The sequence below is a fragment of the Dickeya sp. Secpp 1600 genome (assembly GCF_003049805.1).
GTDB lineage: Bacteria > Pseudomonadota > Gammaproteobacteria > Enterobacterales > Enterobacteriaceae > Dickeya > Dickeya fangzhongdai.
The window spans coordinates 454798-474706 of record NZ_CP023484.1; the positions used below are offsets into that span (position 1 = coordinate 454798).

General features: G+C 52.2%; 17 protein-coding genes, 1 tRNA gene and 2 pseudogenes. 8 read left to right on the top strand and 12 right to left on the bottom strand.

Annotated elements, in window-relative coordinates; all coding sequences use genetic code 11:
- Positions 1-22: 22 nt before the first annotated feature.
- The 4 genes from CPA59_RS02100 to pepA form a co-directional block, all read right to left on the bottom strand.
- Positions 23-1278 (bottom strand): IS3 family transposase gene (locus CPA59_RS02100; RefSeq protein ID WP_107758483.1). Its coding sequence is split into 2 segments (ribosomal slippage): positions 23-927 and positions 927-1278, totalling 1257 coding nucleotides; the frame shifts between segments, so codons are not numbered across the junction.
- A gap of 184 nt (positions 1279-1462) precedes the next feature.
- Positions 1463-4318 (bottom strand): valine--tRNA ligase, encoded by a 2856-nt coding sequence (locus CPA59_RS02105; protein ID WP_107758597.1) that lies wholly within the window; start codon positions 4316-4318, stop codon positions 1463-1465.
- A 13-nt stretch (positions 4319-4331) separates the two neighbouring features.
- On the bottom strand, positions 4332-4799 hold the full coding sequence (locus CPA59_RS02110) for a DNA polymerase III subunit chi (protein WP_107758598.1): 468 nt from the start codon (positions 4797-4799) through the stop codon (positions 4332-4334).
- 114 nt (positions 4800-4913) lie between these two features.
- Positions 4914-6422 carry a leucyl aminopeptidase gene (gene pepA / locus CPA59_RS02115; RefSeq protein WP_013316104.1) on the bottom strand — a complete coding sequence of 503 codons (1509 nt, stop codon included), beginning with the start codon at positions 6420-6422 and terminating at the stop codon, positions 4914-4916.
- A 283-nt stretch (positions 6423-6705) separates the two neighbouring features.
- On the opposite strand from pepA, the gene lptF reads away from it, so the two are divergent.
- The 5 genes from lptF (at position 6706) to CPA59_RS02140 (ending at position 11954) form a co-directional block, all read left to right on the top strand.
- Positions 6706-7824: an LPS export ABC transporter permease LptF gene (gene lptF, locus CPA59_RS02120; protein ID WP_107758599.1), complete on the top strand. Its 1119-nt coding sequence runs from the start codon at positions 6706-6708 to the stop codon at positions 7822-7824.
- Position 7825: 1 nt separating this feature from the next.
- Positions 7826-8896 carry an LPS export ABC transporter permease LptG gene (gene lptG, locus CPA59_RS02125; RefSeq protein ID WP_107758600.1) on the top strand — a complete coding sequence of 357 codons (1071 nt, stop codon included), beginning with the start codon at positions 7826-7828 and terminating at the stop codon, positions 8894-8896.
- Between the two features lie 190 nt (positions 8897-9086).
- Positions 9087-9171: transfer RNA gene (locus CPA59_RS02130), tRNA-Leu, on the top strand.
- Between the two features lie 219 nt (positions 9172-9390).
- A complete protein-coding gene (locus tag CPA59_RS02135) occupies positions 9391-10644 on the top strand; it encodes an integrase arm-type DNA-binding domain-containing protein (protein WP_107758601.1) in 1254 nt (417 codons plus the stop codon).
- 77 nt (positions 10645-10721) lie between these two features.
- Positions 10722-11954 (top strand): hypothetical protein, encoded by a 1233-nt coding sequence (locus CPA59_RS02140; protein WP_107758602.1) that lies wholly within the window; start codon positions 10722-10724, stop codon positions 11952-11954.
- Positions 11955-12162: 208 nt separating this feature from the next.
- On the opposite strand, the gene CPA59_RS02150 is transcribed toward CPA59_RS02140, so the two are convergent.
- The 8 genes and pseudogenes from CPA59_RS02150 to CPA59_RS02175 form a co-directional block, all read right to left on the bottom strand.
- Entirely contained in the window at positions 12163-12447 is a 285-nt protein-coding gene (locus tag CPA59_RS02150) for a helix-turn-helix domain-containing protein (RefSeq protein ID WP_107758603.1), read from the bottom strand.
- The gene (locus CPA59_RS02155; protein ID WP_024104360.1) at positions 12437-12757 is read right to left on the bottom strand and encodes a type II toxin-antitoxin system RelE/ParE family toxin; all 321 of its coding nucleotides are present in this window, start codon (positions 12755-12757) and stop codon (positions 12437-12439) included. Before CPA59_RS02155 ends, CPA59_RS02150 begins: the two co-directional genes overlap by 11 nt.
- Positions 12758-13061: 304 nt before the next feature.
- Complete coding sequence (locus CPA59_RS23030; RefSeq protein ID WP_255412296.1) at positions 13062-14141, bottom strand: helicase RepA family protein; 1080 nt, start codon at positions 14139-14141, stop codon at positions 13062-13064.
- Between the two features lie 75 nt (positions 14142-14216).
- Positions 14217-15137 (bottom strand): annotated as a pseudogene (locus CPA59_RS23035) (primase-helicase zinc-binding domain-containing protein); the annotation flags it as partial.
- On the bottom strand, positions 15100-15276 hold the full coding sequence (locus CPA59_RS23040) for a hypothetical protein (RefSeq protein ID WP_255412297.1): 177 nt from the start codon (positions 15274-15276) through the stop codon (positions 15100-15102). The gene CPA59_RS23040 and the pseudogene CPA59_RS23035, both read right to left, overlap by 38 nt.
- A gap of 30 nt (positions 15277-15306) precedes the next feature.
- Positions 15307-15636: pseudogene (locus CPA59_RS23045) on the bottom strand (ash family protein); the annotation flags it as partial.
- Positions 15633-15833: an AlpA family transcriptional regulator gene (locus tag CPA59_RS02170; protein ID WP_026357784.1), complete on the bottom strand. Its 201-nt coding sequence runs from the start codon at positions 15831-15833 to the stop codon at positions 15633-15635. The pseudogene CPA59_RS23045 and the gene CPA59_RS02170, both read right to left, overlap by 4 nt.
- Positions 15834-15835: 2 nt before the next feature.
- Complete coding sequence (locus CPA59_RS02175; protein WP_107758606.1) at positions 15836-16717, bottom strand: integrase domain-containing protein; 882 nt, start codon at positions 16715-16717, stop codon at positions 15836-15838.
- Positions 16718-17807: 1090 nt separating this feature from the next.
- Here CPA59_RS02175 and CPA59_RS02180 point away from each other — a divergent pair.
- The 3 genes from CPA59_RS02180 to CPA59_RS02190 all read left to right on the top strand — a co-directional run bounded on the left by CPA59_RS02180 (position 17808) and on the right by CPA59_RS02190 (position 19900).
- A complete protein-coding gene (locus CPA59_RS02180) occupies positions 17808-17948 on the top strand; it encodes a type II toxin-antitoxin system RelE/ParE family toxin (protein ID WP_369831415.1) in 141 nt (46 codons plus the stop codon).
- Positions 17949-17978: 30 nt separating this feature from the next.
- Complete coding sequence (locus CPA59_RS02185; RefSeq protein ID WP_107758607.1) at positions 17979-18302, top strand: DNA-binding transcriptional regulator; 324 nt, start codon at positions 17979-17981, stop codon at positions 18300-18302.
- Between the two features lie 263 nt (positions 18303-18565).
- Positions 18566-19900, top strand: coding sequence for a hypothetical protein (locus CPA59_RS02190; RefSeq protein ID WP_107758608.1), 1335 nt, complete (start codon positions 18566-18568; stop codon positions 19898-19900).
- Positions 19901-19909 lie beyond the last annotated feature (9 nt).

Consider the following 19909-nt stretch of genomic DNA (forward strand, 5'->3'; position numbering starts at 1 on the left):
GATATAAAGTCGAATCACATGACTAGTCCTGATATAGGTTGACAGTTGTTTGCCCGCAAAACGCCTGATGAATTTCATCAGGCGTTTTGTATTTCAGGGCCAGATGTGGCCGTTCATGGTTATAAATTGCTACAGACTCTTTCACCATTTTCCTTGCCTGTGCCAGATCGGCCGGACGTGAGAGTAAAAATTCACTCTTCAGGATCCCGTTTATTCGTTCCGCCAGTGCATTCTGGTAGCAGTCGTAACCATCTGTCATCGAACAGGTTATTCCGTATTCTTTATGCACTGACTGATAAAGTGCTGAACAGTATTGTATCCCCCTGTCTGAGTGATGTATCAGAGGGCCTTCTGTTTGCCTTTGCCGCAGTGCCTGTTTGAACGCTTTTACTACATTTTCAGTGTGCAGGTTTTCATCCACATGATAACCCATGATTTTTCTTGAGCAGGCATCAGTGACCAGACTCAGATAAACCGTGCCGTTGCGTATCGGCAGGTAAGTAATATCTGCCACCCATACCTGTTCCGGCTCAAGAGCGGTAACCTGTCCAGGACCCGGTTTCAGCAGGTTCGGGTGCCGGTAAAAACGATGGTGGCTGTTGGTGGTTTTGTGGTATCCCCGTTTTACGGGCACCAGAAGCCGGTGCTCACCCAGCAGGCTGAACAGGCTATCCCGACCGATATTCAGTGTCTTGTCCGGGTGACTGTTCAATAGATGGTGCAGTTTACGTGTGCCGATCCTCGGCTGGCGGCACCGGATCCGGGCAATAACATCAAGGACCTTACTATGGTGTGCATGTCGTTGATTGCAGCGGGCATTGTACTGATACCATGCCTGTCTGCTGTGACCCAGAAATTGGCAGGCGCGCGTAACGGTTATTTTTGAGGTCTGACCTTGAGCAAGGACTTGCCGGGCCGCTTTTTTACGACACTCACCCCGTAATCATTTTTCAGGACATTGATAACCGACTCAAAAAACTCAGCCTTCTGGTTCGCCAGCTCAAGCTGTTCTTCAAGCTCTTTGATTCTTTGCTCGGGGGTGAGTGGGGTATTTGTCTGAGCCACAAGCAATTTCCTCTTCACCAAATTCGGAAGTCCGGGGCTCCAGTCAAGCCGGCCGTATTTACGCAGCCAGACAAGGACAGTGGAGCGCCCCTGAATACCGTATCGTTGCTGAGCCTGTTTGTAGGTCATTTCGCCTTTTTCGACTTGCTCAACGACGGCTATTTTAAAGGATAGAGGATAATCACGTTGGGTACGTTTGAACTCAGTCATCATCACGTTCTCCAGATTTAAGTCAGGAACGTGTCAACGCTATTCAGGACGGATCAACATCAATGAAAAAGCCCCGCGATGAAAAGCGGGGCTTTTTACTGTCAGCGTTAAACTCCACTGGGGAGAGGCTGATTATTGAATCAATCAAGACCGACGCCGCGTTTATCTGCGCCGGCCAATGACCTGATTACAGCGCGGCGATGGTGGCCTGTTGTTCCAGCAGCTTGGCTTTGGCGACCGCGTAACCGTCGCGTTTTTCGCGCTCTTTGGCGACAACCGCTTCCGGCGCGCGCGCGACAAAACCCTCGTTGGACAGCTTGCTGTCGATGCGGCTGATTTCCAGTTCGAGCTTCGCCACTTCTTTTGCCAGGCGATCCAGCTCGGCCACTTTGTCGATCAGACCCGCCATCGGGATCAGCAACTCGGCGCCATCCACCAGTTTGGTAACGGACACCGGGCCTTTGTCGCCAGCCGGCAGCAGCGTGATGCTCTCCAGACGCGCCAGCGTCTGAATAAAGCCGAGGTTGTCCTGTACGCGGCGGGCGGCATCGGCGGAGGCATCACGCAGCAGCAGCGTCAGCGGCTTGCTGGGCGCGATGTTCATTTCGGCACGGATGTTGCGCACCGCGACGATCGCCTGTTTGATCCACTCCAGATCGTTGAACGCCTGCTCGTCGTCCAGCGCAGCGTCAAAGGCCGGGAACGGCTGCAGCATAATGGTGTCGGCAGTCACGCCTTTCAGCACTTTCACCCGTTGCCAGATGGTTTCGGTAATGAACGGGATGATCGGGTGCGCCAGACGCAGCAGCGCTTCCAGCACGGTGACCAGCGTATGGCGGGTGCCGCGCAGTTCGGCTTCGCTGCCGCCGGTCATCACCGGTTTGGTCAGTTCCAGATACCAGTCGCAGAACTGGTTCCAGGTGAACTCGTACAGCACGTTGGCGGCCAAGTCGAAACGGTAGCCGTCCAGCGCTTCGCGGTAGGTTTTCACCGTGCGGTTGAATTCCGCCAGAATCCAGCGGTCTGCCAGCGACAGTACTTTCTCCCCGCCATTGAAACCGCAATCTTGTTCTTCGGTATTCATCAGTACGAAGCGGCTGGCGTTCCACAGCTTGTTGCAGAAGTTGCGGTAACCTTCCAGACGTTTCATGTCCCAGTTGATGTCGCGGCCGGTGGAAGCCAGCGCCGCCAGCGTAAAGCGCAGCGCATCGGTGCCGTGCGGCTCGATGCCGTTCGGGAACTGTTTTTCGGTGCGCTTGCGGATTTTTTCCGCCAACTGCGGCTGCATCATGTTGCCGGTGCGTTTTTCCAGCAACGCTTCCAGCGAAATACCGTCCACCATATCCAGCGGGTCAATCACGTTGCCCTTGGATTTGGACATCTTCTGGCCTTCCTCGTCGCGGATCAGGCCGGTCATGTACACGGTGTGGAACGGCACCTGCGGCTTGCCGTCTTCATCCTTGATGAAGTGCATGGTCAGCATGATCATGCGGGCAATCCAGAAGAAAATGATGTCGAAGCCGCTGACCATCACGCTGCTCGGATGGAAGGCTTTCAGCTCCGGCGTCTGCTCCGGCCAGCCCAGGGTGGAGAAGGTCCACAGCCCGGAAGAGAACCAGGTGTCCAGCACGTCTTCGTCCTGACGCAGCGCTACATCGGCGCTCAGGTTGTTGTCGCGGCGCACTTCGGCTTCATCGCGGCCGACATACACCTTGCCGTTGTCGTCGTACCACGCCGGGATACGGTGACCCCACCACAGCTGGCGGGAGATACACCAGTCCTGAATATCGCGCATCCAACTGAAGTACATGTTTTCGTACTGTTTCGGCACGAACTGGATACGGCCGTCTTCCACCGCTTCGACGGCCGGCTTAGCCAGCACGCCGGCGCGCACGTACCACTGGTCGGTCAGCATCGGTTCGATAACCACGCCGCCGCGGTCGCCGTACGGCACCGTCAGGTCGTGCGCTTTGATTTCTTCCAGCAGGCCCAGTTCGTCAAAGGCGGTCACGACTGCTTTACGGGCGGCAAAACGTTCCAGCCCGCGGAAAGCGTCCGGAATTTCGCTGCTGTAGGCGCTGCTGGCTTCACCGTTGGTGCTGAAGACTTCCGCTTCCTGACGGATATCGCCGTCAAAGGTCAGGATGTTGATCATCGGCAACTGATGACGCTTACCGACTTCGTAGTCGTTGAAATCGTGCGCCGGGGTGATCTTCACGCAGCCGGTGCCTTTTTCCATATCGGCGTGTTCGTCGCCGACGATCGGAATGCGGCGGCCGACCAGCGGCAGGATCAGGAATTTGCCGATCAGATCCTTGTAGCGCGGATCTTCCGGGTTGACCGCCACGCCGGTATCGCCCAGCACGGTTTCCGGACGGGTGGTGGCGACCACCAGATAGTCGTTGCCGTCAGCGGTTTTGGCGCCGTCCGCCAGCGGGTAGCGCAGGTGCCACATTGAGCCTTTGACGTCGCGGTTTTCCACTTCCAGATCGGAAATGGCGGTGCGCAGTTTCGGGTCCCAGTTCACCAGGCGTTTGCCGCGGTAGATCAGGTCTTCTTTATACAGACGGACGAACACTTCCTTCACCGCGTTGGACAAGCCGTCGTCCATGGTGAAACGCTCGCGATCCCAGTCTACCGAGTTGCCCAGACGGCGCATCTGGCGGGTAATGGTGCCGCCGGATTCCGCCTTCCACTGCCAGATTTTATCGATGAACGCTTCACGGCCGTAATCGTGGCGGGTTTTGCCCTCTTCGGCGGCGATCTTGCGCTCCACTACCATCTGGGTGGCGATACCGGCGTGGTCGGTCCCGGCCTGCCACAGGGTGTTTTTACCCTGCATGCGCTGGTAGCGGATCATCGTATCCATAATGGTTTGCTGGAAAGCATGACCCATGTGCAGGCTGCCGGTGACGTTGGGCGGCGGGATCATGATGCTGAAGCTTTCCTGGCTGGTGTCGCCGTTGGGCTTGAAGTAGCCCTGTTTTTCCCAGTGCTCGTACAGCGGCTGCTCAATGTCGTGCGGGTTGTATGTCTTTTCCATTATGCTCAAAAAGTCAGTGAGTTGGCGGCGTCGCCGTGGTCAATTGGAAGCCGACGCTGCGATAGGACTTGTAGCGGTCGCGCGCCAACTGTTTCAGAGATTCTTCGTAAGGGACGAAGTCTATCACTTCATGGAAAGCGGTGGCAAAATCTGCGAACTGCGGCTGCAGGCTGATCAGCACGTCGCGCGGCGCGTTGCCACGCTTCTGCGGCCATGCCAGTTCCACCGGCGCGCCTTGGCGCGGCCCTTCTCCCGCCAGATTATGCGGCACGAACGCGTGAGGTTCGCGTTGCCACAACGCCTCGTCCAGCCTTAATGCCTGCTGCTCGTCCTCGCAGGCGATCAGCACGCGCTGGCCGGCACGCCAGCGCGCCGCCGCCAGGGAGCAGGCCAGCGCCTCGCAGGCGTTCAGTTCGCCGCCGGGGCGGTCGTGATCAATAAGGCTTTCGTGATCAATAAGATAGAAGGTCGCGTTTTTCATGGTGCTCCGCATACCGATGAGGGTCACAGACAGAATAACAAATCCCCGCAAGCGCGGGGATCAGGCCGGAAAGGGATGAATGCGCCACCGGCCGACGGTGGCGATTGCCGATGATTACTCGGCGTCATTCAACCCGGCGCGGTTCAGCAGGAACTGCGACAGCAGCGCCACCGGGCGACCGGTCGCGCCTTTAGCTTTGCCGGAACGCCAGGCGGTGCCGGCGATATCCAGATGCGCCCAACTGTACTTGCGGGTAAAGCGCGACAGGAAACAGGCGGCGGTGATTGCCCCGCCCGGACGGCCGCCGATATTGGCCATGTCGGCGAAGTTGGAGTCCAACTGTTCCTGGTACTCATCGCCCAGCGGCAGGCGCCAGGCGCGGTCGCCCGCTTGTTCCGACGCGCCCAGCAGTTCGTGCGCCAGCGGATTGTGGTTCGACATCAGCCCGGTCAGGTGGTGCCCCAGCGCGATGACGCAGGCGCCGGTCAGAGTGGCGACGTCAATCACCACGTCCGGCTCGAAGCGCTCGACGTAGGTCAGGGTATCGCACAGTACCAGACGGCCTTCGGCGTCGGTGTTCAGCACTTCCACCGTCTGACCGGACATGGTGGTCAGAATGTCGCCGGGACGATAGGAACGGCCATCGACCATATTTTCGCAACCGGCCAGAATGCCGATGATGTTGAGCGGCAGCGCCAGCTCCGCCGCCACGCGCATCACGCCATAAACCGAAGCCGCGCCGCACATGTCGTACTTCATTTCGTCCATGCTGTCGGCCGGTTTAATGGAGATGCCGCCGGCGTCAAAGGTCAGGCCCTTGCCTACCAGCACGATCGGCTTGCTGTTGTTGTCCGGGTCGCCCTTGTATTCGATCACCGACATCAGCGATTCGTTCTGCGAGCCCTGTCCTACCGCCAGATAAGCGTTCATACCCAGCTCTTTCATCTGCTGTTCGCCGATGACGCGGGTGGTGACCTGACTGTAGCCGTCAGCCAGCTGACGCGCCTGCGAGGCCAGATAGGCGGCGTTGCAGATGTTGGGCGGCATATTGCCCAAATCCTTGGCCGCCTTGATGCCGGAGGCAATCGCCAGACCGTGTTGGATGGCGCGCTCGCCGGAAGTAAGCTCGCGGCGGGTCGGCACGTTGAACACCATCTTGCGCAACGGGCGACGCAGTTCGACCTTGTTGGTCTTCAGTTGATCAAAGGTATAGAGCGTCTCTTTGGCGGTTTCGACCGCCTGACGCACTTTCCAGTAGGTGTTGCGGCCTTTTACATGCAGTTCGGTCAAAAAGCAGACTGCTTCCATCGAGCCGGTTTCATTGAGGGCGTTGATGGTTTTCTGGATCACCTGCTTGTACTGACGCTCATCAAGCTCGCGCTCTTTGCCGCAGCCAATCAGCAAAATGCGTTCGGAAAGGATATTGGGTACATGGTGCAAAAGCAGGGATTGCCCGACCTTGCCCTCCAGTTCGCCACGGCGAAGTAGCGCGCTGATGTAACCGTCGCTGATTTTATCGAGTTGTTCTGCGATAGGGGACAGCCGACGCGGTTCAAACACGCCGACGACAATGCAGGCACTGCGTTGTTTTTCCGGGCTACCGCTTTTTACGCTGAACTCCATGTACTCTCCTGAATCTTTAAAGACAACGGCGGGATCTACGGCTAGAATGTGACATTCCGTAATATTTTCCCGCCGTTGCGTTAACATAACCTGTGTTAATCTAAACGACGTAGCGAATCTGTGCAGTGGATACTCAGCAGGTTCTGATAAACATCCCACAAACAGGGATGTTTTAATAAAGCTTTAGCTACGAAGGTTGCCACAAATGAGTGTAAATGGCGAGTTAGCGAAAAAACTATCGACTTTCCTGCAAAAATACAAGTTTTCACAGGCGTAATTAAGCGTGATCATCATTCGATATCTGGTACGGGAAACCTTTAAGAGCCAGGTGGCCATTCTGTTTGTCCTGTTGCTGATTTTTTTCTGTCAGAAACTGGTGCGGATACTGGGCGCTGCCGTGGACGGCGACATCCCGACGAACCTGGTTTTGTCCCTGCTGGGGCTGGGCGTGCCTGCGATGGCGCAACTGATTCTGCCGTTGAGTCTGTTCCTCGGGCTGCTGATGACCTTCGGGCGGCTCTATGCTGAAAGCGAAATCACCGTCATGCATGCCTGCGGGCTGAGCAAAGGCGTGTTGCTCAAGGCCGCGTTGTTGTTGTCGCTGCTGACGGGTGCGCTCGCCGCCGCAAACGTGCTGTGGTTGAGCCCCTGGTCGTCGCGCCATCAGGATGAAGTGCTGGCGGAGGCGCGCGCCAACCCGGGAATGGCGTCGCTGGCGGAAGGCCAGTTCCAACAGACGCAGGACGGCAACTCGGTGTTGTTTGTCGGCAAGGCGAACGGCAGTGATTTTGAGCGGGTGTTCCTGGCGCAATTGCATCCGCGCGAGAACTCCCGACCGTCGGTGGTCGTGGCGGAGAGCGGCACGGTTGCGGCACGCAGCGACGGTTCCCAGGTGGTGACGCTGAACAAGGGCACCCGCTATGAAGGCACGGCGATGCTGCGCGATTTTCGCATTACCGACTTCATCGATTATCAGGCGATTATCGGTTACCAGCCGGTCGCGCTCGATCCGAATAACGTCGATCAGATGGATATGCAAACACTGTGGCGTTCGTCGGATATCGCCGCCCGAGCCGAGTTTCACTGGCGGTTGACGCTAATTTTGTCGGTGTTGGTGATGGCTATCATGGTGGTGCCGCTGAGCGTGGTTAACCCGCGTCAGGGCCGGGTACTGAGCATGCTGCCCGCCATGTTGCTGTATCTGGTGTTCTTCCTGTTGCAGAGTTCGCTACGCTCCAACGCCGGCAAAGGTAAGCTTGACCCGATGGTGTGGATGTGGCTGACCAATCTGGCCTATCTTACGCTTGCCATCATCCTGAACCTGTGGGACAGCGTGCCGGCGCGTAAAATTCGCGCCAGCCTGAAATCGGGCAATCGTCAGAAAATAAAAGGAGCGGCCTGAGATGTTTCGCGTACTGGACCGCTATATCGGTAAAACCATTTTCAACACCATCATGATGACGTTGTTCATGCTGGTGTCGCTCTCCGGCATCATCAAATTTGTCGATCAGCTACGCAAAGTCGGGCAGGGCGGTTACTCGGTGATGGGCGCCGGGCTGTATACCCTGCTCAGCATGCCGAAAGATATTGAGATTTTCTTCCCGATGGCCGCGTTGCTGGGCGCCCTGCTCGGGCTTGGCACACTGGCGACCCGCAGTGAACTGGTGGTGATGCAGGCTTCCGGCTTTACCCGTTTACAGATTGCCGCCGCGGTGATGAAAACCGCTATTCCGCTGGTGCTGCTGACCATGGCGATTGGCGAATGGCTGGCGCCGGCGGGCGAGCAGATGGCCCGTAATTACCGTTCCCAGATGATGTACGGCGGCTCGATGTTATCAACCCAGGGCGGGTTATGGGCCAAAGACGGCAATGATTTTGTCTATATCCAGCGGGTGGCGGGAGAAAACGAGCTGGCCGGGGTCAATATCTATCACTTCGACAAACAGAGCAAACTGTTATCGATACGCTACGCGTCGTCGGCGGTGTATGAGAACGGCGCCTGGAAACTGTCGCAGGTGGAAGAATCCGACCTGCGCGACAACAAGCAGATTGGCGGCAGCCAGACGGTGAGCGGAGAGTGGAAAACTAACCTGACGCCGGACAAGCTCGGCGTGGTGGCGCTGGATCCGGATGCGTTATCGATCCGCGGTCTGTTCGACTATATCAACTACCTGCACCAGAGCGGCCAGGAAGCGAGCCGCTATCAACTTAACATGTGGAGTAAGCTGTTTGCCCCGCTGTCGGTGGCGGTGATGATGCTGATGGCGCTGTCATTTATTTTTGGTCCGCTACGTAGCGTGCCGGCTGGTGTGCGTATCATCATCGGCATCAGCTTTGGCTTTATGTTCTACGTGCTGGATCAGATCTTCGGCCCGCTCAGTCTGGTGTACCACATTCCGCCGGTGCTGGGCGCTCTGTTGCCGAGTGCGTTGTTCCTGTGTATCAGCATCACGCTGCTGCTGAAACGGCGCTGATTCACCTTTTCCACCAAACGGGCGGGCCTGCGGTTCGCCCGTTTTTTTATCAGACTACTCTGCCATCCACCGATATCGTCCCGACAACGGCGATTTTTTCAGCGCTCGCAACGCCATACGACGGATTGGGGTTGCGCCGGGCCCGCACCACGGTATAATCCACCACGTTTTCCGCAAAGTACTACTTCGTGCCGAAGTGGCGAAATCGGTAGACGCAGTTGATTCAAAATCAACCGTAGAAATACGTGCCGGTTCGAGTCCGGCCTTCGGCACCAAAATTCAAAAATCAAGCCACCTTTGGGTGGCTTTTTTTGTGTCCGTTATCGTCCACTAAATTCCATATATTATTGTTAAATAACGATTTAATCTAATTTTATTGCCTGTGTGGATTGTGCGTTTTTTCCACAGTGGTCTTTTTGCATCCGTTGACATCCAGATTATTTGGGGGTCAAGATAAGGGTCAATTCGCTTCGATTATGAGTTGACCCCCAATTATGGCTCTGACTGACGTTGTTGCTCGTACCGCTAAGCCCCGCGAGAAAGCCTACAAGCTTGCGGATGCACATGGCCTGTACCTTCTGGTGAGCCCTAACGGTTCTAAGCGCTGGTATCTCAAGTACCGTTTCGGCGGTAAGGAAAGCCGGATTGCTTTCGGTGCCTACCCGCTGATTTCGCTGGCGAAGGCCAGAGAGAAACGCGACGAGGTGCGATTACTGCTGTCAGAAGGCATCCACCCAACGGAAAAGCGGGAAGAAGAGAAAGAACAGGCACAGGATGCGCTGAACACCTTTGAAAAGGTGGCAAGAGACTGGCACCGAAACATCAGCCAAAACCGATGGTCACAAACACACGCCGGACGGGTATGGCGTGACATGGAGCGTAATATTCTGCCTGCCATCGGCCAGCGCCACATCGCCGACCTGAAAACCAAAGACCTGCTTGAACCGCTTAAAGCCGTGGAGCAAAACGGCCATCTTGACTTGGCGTCGCGGCTACGCCAGCGCGTTACCGACATCATGCGTTACGCGGTACAAAATGACCTGATAGAGCGCAACCCGGCGCAGGATCTCACCGGGGCGATAGCTGCGCCAAAGGCGACGCATCGGCCAGCCTTGAAGCTCGATAAACTGCCTGACTTTCTGGCACGGATTGAACGCTACAAAGGGCGAGCGTTAACCCGACTGGCTTTAAAACTCACCCTGTGCGTTTTCATCCGTTCCAGCGAGCTACGCTTTGCCCGTTGGCCGGAAATCGACTTTAAACGCGCGATGTGGACGATACCGCCCGAACGTGAAGCTATCCCCGGAGTGAAACACTCACAGCGTGGTGCAAAGATGCGCTCTGAACATTTGGTGCCGTTATCCCGACAGGCTTTAGCACTGCTGGAAGAGATTAAGGCTATCAGCGGCGCTCACGAACTGGTCTTCCCCGGCGACCACCGGCCAACCAAACCGATGAGTGAAAACACCATCAACAGTGCATTGCGAACAATGGGCTATGACACCACCACCGAAGTATGCGGACACGGCTTCCGTACTATGGCCTGTAGCGCGTTAGTTGAGTCTGGCCAGTGGTCGCGGGATGCCGTAGAGCGGCAAATGAGCCATCAGGAGCGCAATGGCGTCCGTGCTGCGTATATCCACAAAGCCGAACATCTTGAGGAGCGCAAGCTGATGCTGCAATGGTGGGCGGATTATCTGGATGCGACTCGGGAAGAGTATGTGGTGCCGTATGAGTTTAAGAAATGATGTACTGAATACTCTATCTTATAGGATTTAATCATTTTATTGATTATTAATGGATTTTTTTCTAGGCAGAGGGATATATGGAAGGAATCAAAGAGAGTGAATTAACCCATTTATTTAATAATGCTAAAAAATTTTTTCTTTATGCACTGAAAATTTCACCTATATGCATCCTACTCTCCATAATTGTTGTTTGGGGATATTTAGGGCATTTTTCACGTCTTGACCTATTGATTGGTATTATTGATAATAAAACAACACTTCTTTCAATATTTGGCTCATTTGTATTTATTTCTGTATTAATGTCATTTGTATTTGTACTTCCAAGTTTTAATCTAATGCTTTTTTCATCTTTTGTTAATGAAAGTTATATTGCTAATACAAAAAAGATGCCATATATTACTTTGATAATGATAATATCTATGTTGATTTCTATTTTGATATTATCATCGGATGGTTTTTCTGAATTTTCCAAAAAGCATGTATACATAGAGAAAATTTTCTTATATATAGATGAACCATTTCGTTCTTTACTCATATCTTTTATTGTTTCTACAATTTTTACTGTGTTTCCATTTAAAGTAAAAAACACTCATGCCTATCGTGATAGCGGATTTAAAAAATTTATTAAAATAATTGGCTCTATTATTGCCACCTTGTTTATATGCTTTTTAGCCTCAATATCAATAAGTTTGTCTATTTCTTTGCTCTTGATGAATATGGATGGACATACTTTTTATGGGTTTGTTTATGCTTTCTTTTTTCTATCTTTTTACTCATTGTTATCATTATTTCCAGCGATGATCTTTTATTCAAGAAATTTTTCGTTTAATAATAATGGGGTTTTTAATTTTGAAGTAGCAAAAGAGACGGTTTTTTCTGTGTTAGCTTCATTATTCTTGGTTTTTTTCTTTTGGCCTAATGGTTTTTTATTTATTAGCTCGAATACATTAAGTACAATCGGTGTGTTAGATAAAAGAACTCATTATTACCATGTTACATCTGATAAATACTATAAAGAATTATTTCCTAATTCAATATGGGATACGAAATACTTAAAAGATAGAAGTGATTTCTTCATTAAGGCTGTTAATATGTTCTCGCTTGATGGAAAAAATCTAATTTGCCCCGAGTATGTAGAGAATCTTAGAAGAAAAACATTGATTTCAAGTTTCGATCATTTTCCTCCAAAACAAGATAAAAACCTCACCGAAAATTTTAAATCTATGGCAAAAGGTTGTGTAGTTCTTAGTAGTGACGAATTTAAACAGTGGGATACAATTATTAATGCGGAAGGGAAATTTAAAATTTGAGGATATACTATCCACCGCGCCAGCCCCTTTTTTAGGAGGGGCTAGCGCTCATTTTTCTTATGTGGATGATTTCCCAGCTACTCATAATACCCAAGTATCATTTTGCCAGATCGCTTTCCACCGTATAGAAGTAGCAAGCCGGAACCTGTAGCACCAATGCTAACCGGCAAGCCAGTGCAAAATCTGGCTTATGAATACCGTGCTAATCTTAACCCAGTGACAGCTTAAGCTGCATCCCACAAGCAGCGGCATATCGTTGTAAGGTTGAGATACTCGCACTGGAAACATTTCTCTCAAGGCGGCTCACCGCAGGTTGGCTTACCCCCATGCGAGCGGCAATCTCTGTACTTGTCAGACCTGACTTGGACTTCATTTCGATCAGAACAGCGCGAAGCGCTTCTTCTTGAGTTTCGTCCTCATACGCTTTTTTAACTTCAGGATGAGAAAGCGCTTTCGCTTTAACATCAGAAAATCGGATACCGTTAACTGCCATCTTTCAATTCCTCCCATCTTGACTTTGCCAGCGCTATTTCAGCTTTCGGGGTCTTAGGGGTTTTCTTGATGAATGTCCTTAAAATATAGATCTTACGTCCTTTGGCGTAAGCAAAAAACGTTCTGCTGATGTCTTTTCTACCAACCCGCAGCTCAAACAATCCATCTTCAATGATGTCCGTGTCTGGATATCTTAGCTCGGGCCCTTTAGCTTCAAGCTTTTCCAGCCCTTTAAGCGCCTTTGCCTGCATAACAGGTTCGAGGTCATAAATTTCGCTTGCAGCTTCGGGGTGAAAAATCAATTCATACATGTCAGTCCCCTTATCTGTGGGGATTATAATTTATAAGTTATAATAACTCAAATGTTATATTTTGAATGGAGGAAAGACCAAAACATCCTCTGCCGGAGTAGGTCATGAGTAAAAGATCCCCCACCTTGCCCCCACTTTACCGCGTAATACGCTTCCCCCACCGGATGATGGAGGAAAAAAACAAATCATTGATATACAGTAAGTTAACCATTCCCCCCCACTTAGGGTATATAGGCATCCGGGAAGTGGGGGAAGTCGCCAGATACCATAACCTGATACCCGGCATCCCCCACATTCCCCCCGTTTATTCCCCCACTTTACCGCGTTTTGATAATGGCACGATGTTTTCACCATCCAGCGCAATCAGGTCATCCCTGACGAGTTTATCCAGCCAGCGGGTAAACTTTTTGGAGACATCAAACCCCATCGCCCGCATATCGTCACGCACCAGTGCGCGGGTGCAGCCGTCGCCACTGGCCGTGCGCGAGCGGATCGCTTCCCACAGCGCTACATGGTTATCCGTCAGCCGGGTGATCCCACTAAGCGCCGGGTCAGCGTCGGTCGGGTCATCGCGGACTTCCCGGCCTTCATCCCTAAGAACCAGCGACGTGACCGGCTCGCCGTCATCGTCCACGTACAGATTTACCGCCGTCAGGTCGTAGGCCCGGCGTGGCGGCTCTTCGGCGTCCTTCATCTTGGTGCAGGTCAGGATCAGCGCCTGCCCGTCGGCCTCGCGGCGCACATTAAACTCCACGTCCAGCGCAGCCCGGAAGGCGCTGGAGCCGCGAGCGCCTTTGTCCTGATCTTTGCCGGAGTGATGAATAATCAGTACCGTGGCCTGCGTGGCCGCCTTGATGTAGTCGCAACCCTGAATAAACGCCCCCATGTCTTTAGCGGCGTTTTCATCCGAACCGCCAAAGCAGCGGGCCAGTGTATCCAGAATGATCAGCCGTACCGCCATCCCGGTGGCGGCCTGCACGTCATGGGCGGCCTTGATCACCTGCTCCACGCTGTCGGGACTGGCCGGGAATACCGGGCAGTCAACGCGGTAGAGCGCATCAATCGGGCTATGGTCGTTCAGCGTTTCCTCCCACGCCCGAATCCGGCGCGGCACGCCGATCCCACCTTCGCCCACCACATAAATCACCGCGCCCTGCGTGACCGGTCGGTTGGCCCACGGCTTTCCGGTGGCGATATGGCACGCCCAGGAAACAGCCAGAAAGGATTTATACGACCCGCTGGCACCGTAGGCACTGGCAACCGCGCCGCTCGGCAGATAGCCCTTGATCAGGTAATCCTGTCGGGTATCAAACCCTTCCGAGCCTTTATGCAGTGGCAGGGCGGAGGAAAATGCCGTGACAGGAGACAGCCCGGCGTCAGGCAATGGGGCCGGGCTGATAACGGCAGGCCGGGTAAGCTGACGCCGGAACGCGGCTTTGGTGGCTTCCATGCCGTGCCGCTGGCGAAAGTCATCCCAGTCACAGGCGGTATCGGTCGGCGGCAGGGATACCCAGCCGTCAACGGCCAGCGCCGCTTTCTCCGCCATCAGTTTGCCGGTGTTGGCCGCGCCATCCGGGTGAATATCGTTATCCCCGGCCAGGATCAGGCAGCACTGGGGATAACGCGCCCTGAATGCCTGCGCCACGTTCAGCAGGTTATTGGCCGATACCGCCGCCACCACATGGCATGACGAGCACTGTTGCAGGGTGAGCGCTGTGGCATACCCTTCGGTGATAATCAGCTTCGACGGCTCCGGGCCGTGGTTGACCGGAATAAACGCCCCTTTCAACTGCGTGCCGGGGTACAACCGCTTTTCACCGCCGGGCGTGATCAGTTGCGCGCCCGCCAGTTCACCGGAGGTGCGGAACATCGGCAGCAGTAGCGATCCTTCGCCAAACCGGACACGCCCGATGGTCATCGCCTGTGCGGCAGTCAACAGCATCGCCGGTGTCATCAGCCCTCTGGCTTTCAGATACCGGCTTTCCCCGGTGCTCGTGGCTGCCATCAGCGCCTTGATGCGCTCCGCCAGCGGACGGGGATCAACCGTCTTTTCTCTGGCGGGCGGTGTTTCACTGGCTGATGACGCCAGTGCCGTCACCACTCTGGCCGCTTCCGCGATGTCACACCGCCTGACGCGGGCGACCAGATCCAGACCATCACCGTGGCCGCAATGATTGCAGAACCAGGTGCCACGCCCACGCTTGTCATCAAAGCGGAAGCGATCTTTTCCACCGCAGACAGGGCAAGGGCCATGCTGGCCCCCGGCAGGAAAGTAGATATCTAATGCCGCCAGAATCGACGGCCAGCGGTGGCGGGATTGTGCAACACTTTCCGAGACAAACTTACTCATTGTCCGGCACCTCCGCATCCAGCGTCTCATTCAGCAGGTTAAGCCGCTCCCATAAGATGAACATCAGCAGCTCTTTGGCAACGGGGGTTTCCAGCTCAATGATGGCGTAGGCCAGCACCCGGCAGTGATCGGCGATCTCTTCCAGTAACAACGGTGTGGGGTTATACATAGCGCACCTCCACAAGAGAGGTGAAAGATTGCAGGCAGGAATAGCTAAGGGTCGTAGCCATAAGGCAGCCTCCAGACTGTAGCAATTGTGATAGCTACCACCAGAGACGCCAATCTCGCGGGTGGTAGCCCGTGCGAGGTTGGCGTTACCGGACAGTCTGGCTACCGGCCTTCCTTGCGGAAGCCCCGCACGAGCCACCATTGAAGGTACAGCTCGACGCTTGCCTGCAAAAAAATACGCACGATGTGCGTATTCAGGCACCAGACTATTGTTCGGAACGCCAATTCCGGCTACGGATTTTGCCGTAGCCCGCGCAGTATAGCCCAATTTGCCCGCCAGAAGAAAAGCTGAATGATTCATTTGCGCCCCTCCGCCCGCTGACGGATACGCTCGGCAATCCAGTCGTTGATTTCACTCTCCACCCAGGCGACAGAACGTGCGCCCAGCTTCACCGGCTGGGGGAACTCGCCACGATCGATCAGGTAATAGATCCAGGATTTTTTGAGGCTGGTTTTTTTCATCACATCGGGCAAACGCAACAAAGTGAGATTGGACATCATTACGCCTCCTCCTGACGGGTGTAGACACGTTCAACATAACGGCCACGGCCATCGCCATGACCCAAATCCATCGACACCAGCGCCCGTGCCTCCTGACGGCTAAACCCGTCGGCAAGGTAGAAATGCATGGCATCCTGCGCCCATGCATAGCGCAGACTGTGGGGGGAGTAATGGCCGGTCAGGCCGAGGCGGGTAGTACGAGCACGCCAGAAATTCATGGCGGTTTTCAAATCCGGTTTATCGATGAGTTTGCCGTTGCGGTTGTCGGCGATGACAAGTGCCTCACGCACAGCAGCAAGCACCGCTGCGCTGTCCAGCACACGGGTTTCACGCGGTCGCCCGCCTTTGGTGCCAAACACGACGGTGAGCCGGTCAACCTGCCGGGTCAGTTGCTGCTCCCAGCGCTTGAGCGAGGCGCAACACTGCACCGCTTCCTGAGAACGCAACCCCAGCAACCGGGCAAGCTGGAGCGCACAGGCCAGACCGGCATCTTCCCGGCGGGCGGACTCCAGCACGGACTGATAGAGCGCATCCGGGATGGCATATTTAGTGCCTGCCCGGCTGGCACCACCCAGCCCCAACGCCTGATTGCTCAGGCGGGGATCATCCACCAGTTTTCCCCGGCCTGCCAGACGCAGCACGCTGCGCAAGGCGGACATCTCGTTATGCAGCGTGCGTAAAGCCATGCCCTGAGAGCGGCGGGCCGACACATAGCTTTCGATATGCCGGGCTTTAACGTGCTGTACGCTGCGCACCTGAATGTTGAGTGCCAGCAGATGACGGCACAAACGCTCAACAATACGGAGGCGATCATGAACCGTTTTATGGCTGCCACCCGCCTGTTTCGCCCATGTTTTCATTTCACGACTGAGTTTTGTCATGCTCTTATCTCGACTTCAGCCCTTCGGCGCATGGCTGCTATGCAGAGTCGGTACTCTGCCTGAACGATACCTGTGCGCCGGAGGGCTTGGGTTTTGTTGAGGTATCGGGGGTTCGGTGATGCACACAGTGCAACCGCTGTTCACACAGTCATACCCCCAGGCAAATCGCCTGCCTCGGTATCGATCCAGAATGCTTTTAAACACAGTGAGGCGCGAAAACGGTGGTGTCAGAATGTTGACACGCAGCGCAAACGGCCATGAGTAAAGTCGAGAAAGACGTCAGTGCGCGGCGTCACTTTCACCTGCTTGCGCGGTAAAAGTGACGCCGGGTGAAAGCGTTGCCATGAGCGAATCCCTGCCGTTGTCTGATGACAAAGCAAAGCTACATGACAATGCTAAACACACGCCTGTCGTTGCTATGAAGAAGGTGGGGTTGCGCGATAAAACGCGAACCCTGAGTCAATAAGCGCGCTGAGAACGCTTATTGCTTTTAAAAAACAACAAGTTAAAGTTAAAAAATAGGCTGACAGGACAGCCATAAATGTCTGTCATTTAATCTGAAAGCCGATGGTAGATAAAAACAGCCCGTTGCCAGCAAAGAAATTCAATGCGGCATAAAGCATACGACAGCACGCCTGCCATAGATCAACAGACAGCAACGCCGTTTTTTGCAAGTAAAAACAAGCCATTCTGGCTTTTGTGTAAAGTTAATATTCCTTTATCACCATCATATAGAGTGGTGATCTCCGTTCTCAAAGGATTAACGGAGGTACCGCTACGGTAATAGCGCCATCTTTCAGGCTACGATGGCATTTTTTCCCTGGCTCTGAAGAAAGGGCCATACGGTTCACTACAATCACACACACCAGATACTGGAACCGTACAGCATTGAAGGGGCGACCACCCGAAGGCGTTTCTCTCAGGTCACTCGTATCATCCTGACACTGGAAACATTGGCAGTTGTCTGAGACAACGGATTACGCGGATAAAATTACGACAGAATTTTGCAGACTTCAAGTAGTTTGAATATTCATCAAAAGGGAGTAATCTAGCACTCAGTGCTATAGTTAAGGGATGGAATGCTGGCCTGATGCGTGTATTCAAAACCAAATGGTTTACTAAGGCGGCTAAATCCCACGCTATCAAGGATAGCGAGTTATGTCAGGCCATTGAGGCGGTAACTCAGGGGAAAGCCATGCTGCCCTTGCCGATGAAAAGATTACGGCACTGATTAAGCATAAAGAACGGGTGGAGATTTGCCATGACTGCAAAAAGTAAATTCAAAAGCCCGGCATTTGAGGCCATTCACAGCGCCGCATCTGGCTTATTCAGCGTTGATGCCATCCCACAAGAAACGATGCGCAATTTTGACAAAGCGTGCCTTAACAGTGTCGAGTCTCTTCAGCCACTGGAAATTAAAGCGCTGCGTGAGAAGTTAAACGTCAGCCAGCCAGTTTTCGCCCGCTACCTGAACACCAGTGTTTCAACAGTGCAGAAATGGGAAAGCGGCGCAAAACGCCCCAGCGGGTTATCGCTGAAACTGCTTACCGTGGTGCAGAAGCATGGGTTGAAGGTGTTGGTTTGATTTAGTTGTGCTGGCTTATTCTTAAGATGACGATTTTGTAAGATAAGTTTAGAGCTAATTTGACAGGTCGTTTAGTGCCAGTAGCTGATGTTACTGGCATAGTGTAATGTTAATGATTTGGGGACAGATCATCATGTACTGAATTGGACTCTAAGTTAAAGATAACATGATGAGTCATCTCTAAAACTAAGAATTAGATAATTGACAAAAACTATCTCAAGTGGAAAAACTCTTCAACATTCAATCATAGTAAAAGGCTTTAAATGAGCATTTCAAAGGAAATAGTTGAACAACTAATAGCAGGTACTTTTACCCACGATTTTATTGATATTACTTTGACCCAACAAACTACTGAAAATCCAGAGATATTCACTGGTTCAGGGTATTTTTACTACAAAGATAAAAAACCATATTTGAAGTTTTTACATAAGAAATCTGATCAGCAATTCCGCGTCAAACCAACTTATTCACACTTGAAGACTGGAGAAATAATTAGCGAGGAGTATTTGTTCTCATTAAAAGCTACGGATTTAAGCGGTAAGGTTTGGCATGCGGACAACATTAATCCTTATATTAGTATGAACGTGTCACCATGTGGGATAGGTATTGATTGTGAGTTATATGAAATAAGGAAAACTATAGAAAATGATTATTCTGAATACCAACACTATTTTTTTGTTCCACAGAGATTTAATATACCTTGCAATGAATTCCAAAATTTAGGAGAAGGCGGACAAAGGAGAACAAGATGCTCATTTATATTAGATAATATAAATATATCAGTACTGCTAGAGGATAATTATTCTTGCATACACCTTACGTCAGAACAGAACGTTACGTTAGATCAAGCTAAATGTATAGTTGACGCATTGTCAATTGCTGGAGGTGTGTTACTAACACCAACATTAAGCGTGACACAAACAGTAGTAGATAAAACATTAATATTTAAAGAGATATCAAACACAAAAAAACTCCACCTTATGGAATTCCTCCCTCAACGAATCCCTCATTATCTTAATGAGTGGATCGAATTTATAAAATCATATACCGAAAAATTCGGAACCGATAGAACATTTTATTATTATTGGTTGAAGATATTTAATGCCCACCAGTCTGATCTTGAAAATGAAACTCTCAGCCTAACGGTTTCAATTGAGGGTGTTATAAATAAATTTCACTCAAAATTCAAACAAGAAGATAGGGAATTCAAAAAGTTATGTAGCGATGTAAAGCCTATAATAGACCACCTTGAAATAAATGAGCGAGTTAAAAGCTCAATAATTAATTTACTACAAAGAAGTGGACAGTCCTCGCCAAAAGGAATTCTTTTTAACATGGCTCGGCAGGGGGTATTTCCGAAAGAAATGGCCACTGCCTGGTTTAAGGCAAGAAATAGATCTGCACATGCTGAACATTTCAAAAAACACGTTTGGAAAGACAATGTTGATAACTATATATTATGCTTAAGTTTGTTCTACATACTATTAAGTTATCATATTGAGTATATAGGGGTTTTTTATCATCACCACCTTCCCGATGCACCATTGAAAAAATTGAATTTCAGCGTAAATGAGTTCCAAAAAGGTGATGAAGACTAAATGATTCAA